Source organism: Pseudomonas sp. L-22-4S-12 (genome assembly GCF_009799935.1).
Classification (GTDB): domain Bacteria; phylum Pseudomonadota; class Gammaproteobacteria; order Pseudomonadales; family Pseudomonadaceae; genus Aquipseudomonas.
In genome coordinates, this window is record NZ_WELL01000001.1 from 987088 (window position 1) to 999407 (window position 12320).

Below are 12320 nucleotides of genomic sequence, written 5' to 3' on the forward strand. Positions count from 1 at the left end.
GTATGCTCGCTCGCCTGCGTTTCACAGCAAAAGCGGGAATAGCCAACATGTCCGATTTGAAAACTGCCGCTCTCGAGTACCACGCCCAGCCCCGTCCGGGAAAACTGAGCGTGGAACTGACCAAGCCCACTGCCACTGCCCGCGACCTGTCCCTGGCCTACAGCCCGGGTGTGGCTGAGCCGGTGCGCGAGATTGCCCGCGATGCCGAACTGGCCTATCGCTATACCGGCAAGGGCAACCTGGTGGCAGTGATTTCCGACGGTACCGCTATTCTCGGCCTGGGCAACCTCGGCCCGCTGGCCTCCAAGCCGGTGATGGAAGGCAAGGGCGTGCTGTTCAAGCGCTTCGCCGGTATCGACGTGTTCGATATCGAAGTCGAGTCCGAGAGCCCGCAGGCCTTCATCGACACCGTGCGCCGTATCTCCATCACCTTCGGCGGGATCAATCTGGAAGACATCAAGGCACCGGAGTGCTTCGAGATCGAGCGTACGCTGATCGAGCAGTGCGACATCCCGGTGTTCCACGATGACCAGCACGGCACCGCCATCGTCACCGCAGCCGGCATGCTCAACGCCCTTGAAATCGCCGGCAAGAGCCTGCCGGAGGCCAAGATCGTCTGCCTCGGCGCCGGCGCCGCTGCGATCTCCTGCATGAAGCTGCTGGTGAGCATGGGCGCCAAGGTCGAGAACATCTTCATGAACGACCGCAAGGGCGTGATCCATGCCGGTCGCGACGACCTCAACCAGTACAAGGCGGTGTTCGCCCACGAGACCGACAAGCGCACGCTGTCCGACGCCCTCGACGGCGCCGACGTGTTCGTTGGCCTGTCCGGCGCCAACCTGCTGAGCGCGGAAGACCTCAAGCGCATGGCGCCGAACCCGATCGTGTTCGCCTGCTCTAACCCGGACCCGGAAATCGCGCCGGAAGTGGCCCACGCCGCCCGCAACGACGTGATCATGGCCACCGGTCGTTCGGACTACCCGAACCAAGTCAACAACGTGCTCGGCTTCCCCTTCATCTTCCGCGGTGCGCTGGATGTGCGTGCAACCCGCATCAACGAAGAGATGAAGATCGCTGCCGCGCTGGCCCTGCGTGACCTGGCCAAGCTGCCGGTGCCGCAGGAAGTCTGCGACGCCTACGGTGGCATCGCGCTGTCCTTCGGTCGCGAATACATCATTCCGAAGCCGATGGATGCGCGTCTGATTACCGTGATCTCCGATGCCGTGGCCAAGGCGGCGATCGAGAGCGGCGTGGCGACCCTGCCTTACCCGAAGAACTACCCGCTGAAGTCGGTGGATGACGTGTTCAACGGCTGAGTCGCAGGCCCACAAAAAAGCCCCGCAGTTGCGGGGCTTTTTTGTGGGCGGCATTTGAGGTGTGGGCTCGGCGTGGCCGAGCGCAAGCGCTTAGAACAGATCGATGGGGGCGGCTTCATCCTGCGGCAGTGGGCTGCCGGGAATGGCCAGGCCATCCAGCTCGCTGGTCGGGGGCGGCGAGTCTTCGCTCTTGAACAGCTCGAAGTAGGCGTCCGGGGCGCCTGGCGAGGCGGCGCGGCCGCTGAGCGGATCGACGCGCAGGGTGAGCAGGCCGGCCGGCTCGGGCGGCAGGTGCTCCGGCTTGTCCTTCAGCGCCGCGCTCATGTAGCTCATCCAGATCGGCAGGGCCACGGTGCCGCCGTACTCGTGGCGACCCAGGCTTTCCGGCTGGTCGAAGCCGGACCAGACGGTGGTCACGTAGTCGGCGTTGTAGCCGGAGAACCAACTGTCCTTGGACTCGTTGGTGGTGCCGGTCTTGCCCGCCAGGTCGCCGCGGCCCATGGCCAGGGCGCGGCGCCCGGTGCCGCGCTTGATCACGTCCTGCAGCATGTTGGTGAGGATGTAGGCGGTGCGCTCGTCGATGATCTGCTCGGCAATCACCGGCTTGACCGGGGCGGTGTTCGCCTCCGGCGAGAGCGGCATGGCGTGCTGCTCTTCCAGGTTCGCCGCGCTGCTGGCGGTGCGTGCCGGGTTGGCGATGAACAGCGGCTTGCCCTCGCGGCTGTCGATGCGTTCGATCAGGTATGGCTGGATCTTGTAGCCGCCGTTGGCGAAGGCCGTCCAGCCGGTGGCGATCTCCAGCGGGGTCAGGTTGGCCGTGCCGAGGGCCAGCGACAGGTTGCGCGGCAGGTCCTGCTTGTTGAAGCCGAAGTTGCTGATGTAGTTGAGGGCGAAGTCGATGCCGATGGTCTGCAGCAGGCGGATCGACACCAGGTTGCGCGACTTGTACAGGGCCTCGCGCAGGCGGATCGGGCCGAGGAAGGTGTTGTTGTCGTTCTTCGGTCGCCAGGCTTCATCCATGCCCGCTTCCTGGAACACGATGGGCGCATCGTTGACCAGGCTGGCGGCGGTGAAGCCGCTGTCCAGTGCGGCGCTATAGATGAAGGGCTTGAAGCTCGAGCCGGGCTGGCGCTTGGCCTGGGCGGCGCGGTTGTAATTGCTCTGCTCGAAGGAGAAGCCGCCGACCAGGGCGCGGATGGCGCCGCTCTGTGGATCCAGCGAGACCAGGGCGCTCTGCGCGGCCGGAATCTGGCGGAACAGCAGGCTGTTGTTCTTCGTCTCGCGCTCGACCCGAACCAGGTCGCCGATCTGCACCACGTCTTCCGGTTTCTGCGGGCGTGGCCCGAGGCTATTGGTGTTGAGGAAGGGGCGGGCCCATTTCATGCTGTCCCAGGCCACCGGCTCTTCCTCGCCATTGCGCTTGAGCACCAGAATGCCGCTCTTCTCGACCTGGCTGACGATCACCGGCTCCAGGCCGCCAATGCTTTTCTGCTTGCTCAGTTCCTGCAGCCAGGCTTCGCGGGTTAGGCCGGGCAGGCGAGTTTCCGGGCCGCGGTAGCCATGGCGCTGGTCATAGCTGATCAGGCCGTCATGCAGGGACTGGTTGGCGGCCTCCTGCAGCGCGGCGGGCACGGTGGTAGTGACGCGGAAGCCTTCGGTGTAGGCGTCGCTGCCATAGCGGCCGACCATTTCGGCGCGGGCCATTTCGGCGATGTAGGGCGCATTCAGTTCCGGCGGTTGCACATGGTGGCGCGCGTCCACCGGTTCGGCGATGGCGGCGTCATAGCGGGCCTGGTCGATGGTGCCCAGTTTCAGCATGCGGCCGAGGATCCAGTCGCGGCGCTCCATGCTGCGCTGCGGGTTGATCAGTGGGTTGTAGCGCGAGGGGGCCTTGGGTAGGCCGGCGATCATTGCCATCTGCGCCAGGCTGGTGTCGCGGATCGATTTGCCGTAGTAAACCTGGGCGGCGGCCTCGATGCCGTAGGCGCGGTTGCCCAGGTAGATCTTGTTGACGTAGAGCTCGAGAATTTCGTTCTTGCTGAGCTCGCGTTCTATCTGCAAAGCGAGGAGTATCTCGCTGATCTTGCGTGAAAAGCTGCGCTCGTTGGTAAGGAAGAAGTTCTTCGCTACCTGCATGGTGATGGTGCTGCCGCCGGTCTGGATGTGCCCGCTTGACAATAACTGAGTGGCAGCACGCATCAGGCTGGTAAAGTCGACGCCATAATGGTTGGCGAAATTGTCGTCTTCTGCCGCCAGCAGGGCGTGGATGAAATCCTGGGGGATGTCATCGAAGCGAATGGGGGAGCGGCGCATCTCGCCAAACTCGGCGATCAGCTTGTTATCGCTGCTGTAGACGCGCAGGGGAATCTGCAGCTGGATGCTGCGCAGCGACTCGACCGAGGGCAGGCCAGGGCTAAGGTAGAGGAAGGCCCCGCTGAAACTGAGGGCTAGCCCACAAAAAACGGCGACGCAAGACCACCAGAAAAACTTCAGCAGACGCATTAGGACTCTTGGATTTCCAGATAAAAGAATGAGTTAAGCGTGGGGCAGTGTGAAAAGAGAAAAACTGTTCACATTATAAGCGGTTTTTTTGCCGGGTAGCCATTTGCGCTTCTGTCAAGACTGTTATTTAATGTGGAAAAACATAAATAGTCCGTAAGTCTCGGATGCAGATAGGAAATCGGTCGTGCTAGGGCTCTTCAATAAGAAAGCGAACACGCTTCTGGGGATCGACATCAGTTCGACCTCGGTCAAGCTCCTCGAATTGAGTCGCTCGGGAAGCCGCTACAAAGTAGAGGCCTACGCTGTCGAGCCGCTCCCGCCAAATGCTGTTGTCGAAAAGAACATCGCCGAGCTGGAAGGCGTTGGTCAGGCGCTGTCGCGCGTACTGGCCAAGGCCAAGACCGGCACGCGGTCGGCTGCCGTTGCAGTCGCCGGTTCCGCGGTGATCACCAAGACGATCGAGATGGAGGCCGGCCTCAACGACGACGAGCTGGAAAACCAGTTGAAGATCGAGGCGGACCAGTACATCCCTTACCCGCTCGAAGAGGTTGCCATCGACTTCGAAGTGCAGGGTGTTTCGGCGCGCAACGCCGACCGGGTTGAGGTGCTGCTGGCGGCCTGCCGCAAAGAGAACGTCGAGGTGCGCGAAGCGGCCCTGGCGTTGTCGGGGCTGACGGCTAAGGTGGTGGATGTCGAGGCTTACGCCTTGGAACGCGCCTATGGTCTGCTCGCTGCCCAGTTGGGTAGCGGCCACGACGAACTGACCGTCGCGATAGTCGACATCGGCGCGACCATGACGACCCTCAGCGTCCTGCATAACGGTCGCACCATCTACACCCGCGAGCAGATGTTCGGTGGCCGCCAGTTGACCGAAGAGATCCAGCGCCGCTATGGCCTGTCGGTCGAGGAGGCCGGGCTGGCCAAGAAGCAGGGTGGTCTGCCCGACGATTACGAGAGCGAAGTGCTGCAGCCTTTCAAGGAGGCGGTGGTGCAGCAGGTCTCGCGCTCGCTGCAGTTCTTCTTCGCGGCTGGGCAGTTCAACGATGTCGATTACATCCTTCTGGCCGGGGGGACTGCGTCCATCCCCGATCTTGATCGGCTGATCCAGCAAAAAATCGGTACTCCAACCCTGGTGGCCAACCCGTTCGCCGATATGGCGCTGGGTGGCAAGGTCAATGCTGGTGCGCTGGCAAGCGATGCGCCTTCGTTGATGATTGCCTGTGGTCTGGCGATGAGGAGTTTTGACTGATGGCACGGATCAACCTTCTTCCCTGGCGCGAACAGCTGCGCGAAGAGCGCAAGCAGCGCTTTCTGGTCGCCCTTGCCGGTGTGCTCGTGATTTCTGCCGGCTTGGTATTCCTCGGCGGTCAGTACCTGAATGGCGCCATCGAGCAGCAGACGGCACGCAATGAGTTCGTGCGCAAGGAAATTGCCGTGCTGGATGCACGAATTAAGGAAATCAGCGAGCTGAAAACCCGGCGAGCGCAACTGCTCGAGCGGATGAAGATCATTCAGGATCTGCAGGGTAACCGGCCGATCATTGGGCGTATCTTCGATCAGTTCGTTCGTACGCTGCCGGATGGGGTGTATTTCTCGGAGCTGAAGATGACCGGCAAGTCCATCGCCATCACCGGTGCGGCGGAGTCGAATAATCGGGTATCCAACCTGATGCGTAATCTCGACTCCTCGGACTGGTTGAAAGAGCCCAATTTGACTGAAGTTAAGGCTGTTACTGCGGGGGCAGTTGATCAAGCCAACGTTTTCAAGCTTACGGTCAAGCAGACTCGCCCTGGAGAAGAGGCAGAGGAAGAGGCGGTCGTAGAGAAAGGCACTAAGAAAAAAGCTCCAGTAAAAGCAGGGGGTAAAAAATAATGAGCCTTACTGAGTCTCTGGAGTCCTTGCGCAAAGTAGATCTGTCAGAGCTTGATCTGAACAATCTGGGTTCTTGGCCTGCGGCGGTAAAAGCTATTGCTTGCATGCTGTTGCTGATCGCGGCGATGGCGCTTGGCTACAACTTTTATCTTAAAGATCTGCAAACCCAGTTGGATGGGAAGCGTTCTGAAGAGGAAACCCTTAAACAGCAATTCTCAAGTAAGGCTTTTCAGGCTGCCAATCTGGATGCGTACAAGGCTCAAATGAAGGAGATGGAAGAGTCCTTCGGTGCTTTGCTGCGTCAGTTGCCTAGCGATACTGAGGTGCCGGGGTTGCTGGAGGACATTACTCGAACCGGTCTGGGCAGTGGTTTGGAGTTCGAAGAGATCAAGCTGCAGCCGGAGGTTGTTCAGCAGTTCTATATCGAGTTGCCGATTCAGATGTCTGTAGTCGGCGGCTATCACGATTTGGCGTCATTCGTCAGTGGCGTTGCCAGTCTGCCGCGAATTGTCACGCTGCATGACTTCGAGATCAAACCGAGTGAGGAGGGCAGCATTTCCAAGTTGCGGATGCGAGTTCTTGCTAAGACTTACCGGTATAACGACCAGGAGCTGAAGAAATGACAGTGGCTCGCCTGCTATTTCTAATGTGTGCACTGGCTCTTACTGGATGCGTCGGTGGCGATGATTTTTCTGATCTGCAAGCTTTTATGGATCAAGAGCGCGCCCGCCCGAAAGGCTCTATCGAACCCTTGCCAAAGTTCCAGCCATATGAGGCTTTTACCTATGGCGCTGCTGCTCTTCGAAACCCGTTCCAGCCGCCTGTCAAGATTGACCTGGCAAGCCAGCAAAAAGGCTCGAAAGATGTAAAGCCCGACGAGACGCGTGTTCGCCAATTTCTTGAAGGTTTCAACATAGAAACTTTTGAAATGGTCGGAACGCTTGCGAACCAAGGCTCAGTGTATGCGCTGATTCGTGGGGCGGGCGGTGTACATCGCGTCAAGGCGGGGGACTACCTCGGGCGCAACCATGGCCGAGTCACTGTGATTGATGAGGCTAAAGTGGATGTGATTGAAATTGTTCCCGACGGTGAGGGGGGGTGGCTTGAGCGACCTCGATCTCTGTCTCTCAAGGAGCGCTCTTAAATGGCGATTTCGAGCATGGAAAATAACTATATATCTGCACAATGGGGCAAGCTGATGAACGGCTATTTCTCTCGTCTTGGTGTCTCGCTTGCTGTCGCTATTTTTGCGCCCAGTCTGCTTGCTGCAAATTTGCAAGGCTTGGATGTGGCCTCGCTGCCAGGTGATAAAGTTGAATTAAAGCTGACATTTGATGAGCCTGTAGTTGCTCCGCGCGGCTATACGATTGAGCAGCCTGCCCGAATTGCCCTCGATCTGCCGGGAGTGGCCAATAAGCTGGGTACCAAGAATCGCGAACTGGGGGTTGGTAATGCTCGCAGTGTGACTGTGGTGGAGGCGAAGGACCGCACTCGTTTGATTGTGAATTTATCCACGTTAATGCCTTACAGTACTCGTGCTGACGGTAATAACATATACGTGGTAGTGGGCGAGGCATCTGCAAGTGCTGCCGCACCTTCTTCTTCTATTGTTGCTCAGCCTGTTCGCTCCTTACCGTCAGTTGGTCGGGAAATTAAGGGTGTTGATTTTCAGCGCGGCGAGCTCGGCGAGGGTAATGTCGTTATTGAGCTGTCTGATGCCGCAGTTAGTCCTGATATTCAAGAGCAAGGCGGTAAGATTCGCTTGACGTTTGCTAAGACCCAGATTCCTGATGCGTTGAAGGTGCGTCTGGATGTCAAGGATTTTGCAACGCCCGTTCAGTTCGTCAGTGCTGTCTCGGAGGGCGACAAGGCCAATATTTCCATCGAGCCGTCTGGCTTGTATGACTATTTGGTTTTCCAGGCAGACAATAAGCTGACTGTCAGTGTCAAGCCGCTAACCCAGGATGATGTGGAGAAGCGTAAGGCTGAGCGCTTTGCTTACTCGGGTGAGAAGCTGTCTCTGAATTTTCAGGATATTGATGTCCGCTCGGTTCTTCAGCTGATTGCTGATTTCACTGACCTCAATCTGGTGGCCAGTGATACCGTTCAGGGCAATATAACCCTGCGCCTGCAAAATGTGCCTTGGGATCAGGCGCTGGATCTGGTGCTCAAGACCCGTGGGCTTGATAAGCGCAAGGTGGGCAATGTGCTATTGGTCGCTCCGGCAGATGAGATTGCTGCTCGCGAGCGTCAGGAGCTGGAAGCCAAGAATCAAATAGCCGAGCTTGCGCCTCTGCGCAGGGAGTTGATTCAGGTTAACTATGCCAAGGCTTCAGATATCGCTGCGCTGTTTCAATCTGTTGCGGGGCTGGAGTCCGGAGATAAGGCTGAGCGGGGTTCTGTCACTGTTGATGATCGCACCAACAGTATCATCGCTTTTCAAACCCAGGAAAACCTGGATGAATTGCGCCGCATCGTTGCGCAGCTGGATATACCGGTTCGTCAAGTGATGATTGAGGCGCGAATTGTTGAGGCCAGTGTCGGTTTTGACAAGAGTCTAGGTGTACGCTGGGGCGGTGCATTCCTGGGTGACAACAACTGGAGTTTCTACGGCAAGGATGGTGCGAGGGGGTTTGATGATGATGGCAAGCTCCTGTTGCCAGGCACCAAAACTGCCGGGACTTACACTTCGCAAGATGCGACCATGAATGTGCCTTTCGTCGATATGGGGGTTGCAAACAGCACTTCGGGTATCGGCATCGGTTTCTTGACGGATAATGTGATCCTTGATCTGCAGCTGTCTGCCATGGAGAAGACCGGTAATGGCGAGGTGATTTCACAGCCCAAGGTTGTAACTTCCGATAAGGAAACGGCCAAAATCCTCAAGGGCTCCGAAGTTCCCTATCAGGAGTCAAGTTCCAGTGGCGCGACAACCGTCTCGTTCAAGGAGGCAGCTCTTGCCTTGGAGGTTACCCCGCAAATCACACCTGACAACCGTATCATCATGGAAGTCAAGGTTAATAAAGACGAGCCTGACTACGAGAACGCGGTGCTGGGTGTTCCGCCGATTAGAAAGAATGAGGTGAACGCTAAGGTTCTGGTGAGTGACGGTGAGACTATCGTCATCGGTGGCGTATTCTCTAACACCCAAAGTAAGGCAGTAGAGAAGGTGCCTCTTCTCGGTGACATGCCGTTCCTTGGTCGCCTTTTCCGTCGCGATATTGTCCAGGAAAGCAAGAATGAACTGCTGGTATTCATCACTCCGCGCATCATGAACAACCAAGCCATCGCTGTGGGCCGTTGATGTTGTGAGGAATTTGATCCTGGTAGGCCCGATGGGGGCTGGGAAGAGCACCATCGGGCGGCTGTTGGCAAAAGAGTTGAAGTTGCAGTTCAAGGACTCCGACAAGGAGATCGAGCAGCGCACCGGTGCTGACATTCCTTGGATCTTCGATGTCGAGGGCGAGCAAGGCTTTCGTGAGCGCGAGCAGTCGATGATCGCGGAACTCTGTGAGCTCGGTGGTGTAGTGATTGCAACCGGCGGCGGTGTAGTGCTGCGGCCGGAGAATCGCCAGGCGCTTCGTGCCGGTGGCCGGGTGATCTACCTGCATGCCTCGGTAGAGCAGCAGCTGGATCGCACCTCGCGTGACCGTAATCGCCCGCTGCTGCGCAATTCCGATCCGGCCAAGGTGCTCGCAAATCTTATGCAGATTCGCGACCCCCTGTACCGAGAGATCGCTGATGTGATCATCGAGACCGATGAGCGCCCGCCACGCATGGTGGTGCAGGAAATCATTGATCGTCTCGATGCGCTTCCTCCCCGTTAAAGCCAGGGCCTAACTGCGCTATCCTATTGCCCTTTCATCAGGGGGCGTCATGCGGACTCTTACAGTCGATCTAGGTGAGCGCAGTTATCCCATCTACATAGGTGAGGGGCTGTTGGCTCGTGCGGAGCTGTTCAAGCAGCACCTTGCTGGCCGGCAGGTTGCCATTGTCACCAATGAAACCGTGGCGCCGCTCTATCTGAAGGCACTCGAAGCCAGTCTGGCTGGTTGTGAGCTGACCTCGGTTATCTTGCCGGATGGCGAGTCCCACAAGAATTGGCAGACCTTGCAGCTGATCTTCGATGGCCTGCTGCAGGCGCGTCATGACCGGCGCACCACGATTATCGCCTTGGGCGGTGGCGTGGTCGGGGATATGGCCGGCTTTGCGGCGGCGTGCTATCAGCGCGGTGTCGACTTCATCCAGGTGCCGACCACGCTGCTGTCCCAGGTCGACTCTTCGGTTGGCGGCAAGACCGGCATCAACCATCCGCTGGGCAAAAACATGGTCGGTGCCTTTTATCAGCCGAAGGCCGTGGTGATCGACACCTCGGTGCTGGCTACCCTGCCGGCCCGCGAGCTGTCCGCCGGGCTGGCCGAGGTCATCAAGTACGGTTTGATTTGCGACGAGGCTTTTCTGGGTTGGCTCGAGGCGCATGTCGAGGCCTTGCGGGCTCTGGATGGCCGGGCCTTGATCGAGGCAATCGAGCGTTCCTGTGCGGCCAAGGCGCGTGTGGTCGGTGCCGATGAGCGCGAGTCGGGGGTGCGGGCCACGCTCAACCTCGGGCATACCTTCGGGCATGCCATCGAGACGCACATGGGCTATGGCGTCTGGTTGCATGGTGAGGCCGTCGCCGCGGGAACGGCCATGGCGCTCGAGATGTCTACTCGCCTGGGTTGGATTTCCGCGTCCGAGCGCGACCGCGGTCTGCGCCTGCTGATCAAGGCTGGCCTGCCAGTCGTGCCGCCCGTCGAGATGACGGCGGATGATTTCCTCGAACATATGGCGGTGGATAAGAAAGTCCTCGACGGTCGCTTGCGTCTGGTGCTGTTGCGCCGGATGGGCGATGCGGTGGTGACCGATGAATTCCCGCGCGAAGTGCTGGATGCCACTCTGGCTGCGGATTACCGCGCCCTGGCGGCTCGACTTGAATCATAACGAGAGTTCCATGACCAGTTTGCATGCCGATGAGGCCTACCTCGGCCATTACCAGTTCAGCCATGATCCCTTCGCCGCGCGCGTGCCGGGCTTCCGCTTTTTCCCGGCGCAGCGCAAGCCGGTGCTGGGGCAGTTGCATCACCTGGCGCGCTACAGCCAATTGCTGCTGGTGGTCAGTGGGCCGATCGGCAGCGGCAAGACGCTGCTGCGCCAGGCGCTGGTCGCCAGCACCAACAAGCAGGCGGTGCAGAGCGTGGTGGTGTCGGCTCGCGGCGCCGGCGATGCGGCTGGGTTGTTCCGCCAGATCGCCCAAGGCCTGGGGATGCAGCAGTTCGATGTGCGCAGCATTCTCGCGCAGGTGGCGCAGCTGGCGCTGACCGGTCAGGAGGTCTACCTGCTGGTGGATGATGCCGAGCAGCTGGCAGATGCCACGCTGGAGGGCTTGTTCGCCCTGGCGGCGGGTTCTGGCGAGGCGCGTCCGCATGTGTTCCTGTTTGCCGAAACCGCGCTGATCTCGCGGCTCGAGGCCCTGGCCGACGGCGAAGAGCGTTTTCACGCCATCGAGCTGCAGCCCTATAGCGAGGACGAGACGCGGGAATACCTGGCTCAGCGCCTGGATGGTGCGGGGCAGGGTATCGAGCTGCTCTCGGATGATCAGGTGACCGATATCTACCTCACTTCCGGCGGTTGGCCGGGGCGGATCAACCAGGTGGCGCGCGATGTGCTGATCGAGGCGATGCTGGCCCAGCGCAATGCCGCGAGCAGTTCGGCGGGCCTGCTGGGCTTGCCGCGCAAGCACCTGCTGGCCCTGGTGGTGGTGGCGATCGGGCTCGGTGCCGCGTGGTTCATGCAGGGGCGGCAGGAGCGCCTGGCGCAGGAGTCGCCGGCGCAGGTGCTGCCCGAGGCCGGAGCGCCGGTAGCGGCGCTAGCGGATGGTGCGGCGGCGGAGTCGGCAGCCAAGCCCGAGGGCGGTGCATCCATCGAGTTCGCCGGCACCAGTCAGCCCCTGCCGCTGCCACTGGTGGGCGAGGCGCAGCCGGTCATTCGCGAGCCGCTGGCGCAGGCTTCCGGAATGGCGGAAGGCGAAGAGGGTGGCGAGGCGGAAAGTCTGGCGGCATTGCCGCCCGCGCAACCGGTAGCGCCGGTTGCCGTGCCGAGTGCTTCCCCGGCTGCCGTTGCGCCGGCCGCGGTACCTGTGCAGCCAGTCGCTGCGCCTGCAGCGCCGGTGGCGCCTGTTGTTGCGTCGGCCCCTGCCCCTGCTGCCGCGCCGAAGCCGGTGCCGGTGGCCAAGCCGGTCGCGCCCCAGCCCAAGCCGGCTGCCGTCGCCGTGGCCAAGACGGGCTCCGCGAGTGCGGGTTGGTATGGTGCGCAGCCGGGCAGCCAGTTTGCCCTGCAGATTCTCGGTACCCGCTCGGAGGGGGGGGCGCAGGCCTTTGTCAGCAAGAACGGCGCCGAGTACCGCTACTTCAAGAAAATGCACCAGGGCCAGCCGCTGTATGTGGTGACCTACGGCAAGTTTTCCAGCCGGGCTGCGGCGCAGGCGGCGATCAAGTCGCTGCCGGCCAGCGTGCAGGCGGGCAAGCCCTGGCCGCGTAGTTTTGCCAGTATCCAGCAAGAGGCCGTGCAGGCCCGTTAGTGGTCCGTGGTTTG

10 protein-coding genes are annotated in these 12320 nt (G+C 60.1%); 9 read left to right on the top strand and 1 reads right to left on the bottom strand.

From position 1 onward, the window contains the following. Positions 1-47 precede the first annotated feature (47 nt). Positions 48-1316: a malic enzyme-like NAD(P)-binding protein gene (locus tag F3I16_RS04515; RefSeq protein WP_160492522.1), complete on the top strand. Its 1269-nt coding sequence runs from the start codon at positions 48-50 to the stop codon at positions 1314-1316. Positions 1317-1406: 90 nt separating this feature from the next. Here F3I16_RS04515 and F3I16_RS04520 read toward each other — a convergent pair whose 3' ends face one another. Continuing rightward, positions 1407-3818 (bottom strand): penicillin-binding protein 1A, encoded by a 2412-nt coding sequence (locus F3I16_RS04520; protein WP_160492523.1) that lies wholly within the window; start codon positions 3816-3818, stop codon positions 1407-1409. Between the two features lie 184 nt (positions 3819-4002). Here F3I16_RS04520 and F3I16_RS04525 point away from each other — a divergent pair, with 184 nt between their 5' ends. Genes F3I16_RS04525 through F3I16_RS04560 form a run of 8 tightly spaced genes read left to right on the top strand, consistent with a single transcriptional unit; the run spans position 4003 to position 12306 of the window. Next, positions 4003-5067 carry a pilus assembly protein PilM gene (locus F3I16_RS04525; protein ID WP_160489422.1) on the top strand — a complete coding sequence of 355 codons (1065 nt, stop codon included), beginning with the start codon at positions 4003-4005 and terminating at the stop codon, positions 5065-5067. Next, positions 5067-5690 (top strand): PilN domain-containing protein, encoded by a 624-nt coding sequence (locus F3I16_RS04530; protein ID WP_160492524.1) that lies wholly within the window; start codon positions 5067-5069, stop codon positions 5688-5690. The genes F3I16_RS04525 and F3I16_RS04530 overlap by 1 nt, the downstream gene beginning before the upstream one ends. Continuing rightward, positions 5690-6313 (top strand): type 4a pilus biogenesis protein PilO, encoded by a 624-nt coding sequence (gene pilO, locus F3I16_RS04535; protein WP_160492525.1) that lies wholly within the window; start codon positions 5690-5692, stop codon positions 6311-6313. Before F3I16_RS04530 ends, pilO begins: the two co-directional genes overlap by 1 nt. After that, positions 6310-6834 carry a type 4a pilus biogenesis lipoprotein PilP gene (gene pilP / locus F3I16_RS04540; protein ID WP_160492526.1) on the top strand — a complete coding sequence of 175 codons (525 nt, stop codon included), beginning with the start codon at positions 6310-6312 and terminating at the stop codon, positions 6832-6834. The genes pilO and pilP overlap by 4 nt, the downstream gene beginning before the upstream one ends. A gap of 54 nt (positions 6835-6888) precedes the next feature. Further along, complete coding sequence (gene pilQ / locus F3I16_RS04545) at positions 6889-8994, top strand: type IV pilus secretin PilQ (RefSeq protein WP_160492913.1); 2106 nt, start codon at positions 6889-6891, stop codon at positions 8992-8994. Positions 8995-8998: 4 nt separating this feature from the next. After that, positions 8999-9517, top strand: a complete 519-nt coding sequence (gene aroK, locus F3I16_RS04550) for a shikimate kinase AroK (protein ID WP_160492527.1) — start codon at positions 8999-9001, stop codon at positions 9515-9517. Positions 9518-9566: 49 nt separating this feature from the next. Beyond that, on the top strand, positions 9567-10670 hold the full coding sequence (gene aroB, locus F3I16_RS04555; protein WP_160492528.1) for a 3-dehydroquinate synthase: 1104 nt from the start codon (positions 9567-9569) through the stop codon (positions 10668-10670). 10 nt (positions 10671-10680) lie between these two features. Beyond that, positions 10681-12306 (top strand): AAA family ATPase, encoded by a 1626-nt coding sequence (locus F3I16_RS04560; RefSeq protein WP_160492529.1) that lies wholly within the window; start codon positions 10681-10683, stop codon positions 12304-12306. Positions 12307-12320: the final 14 nt, after the last annotated feature.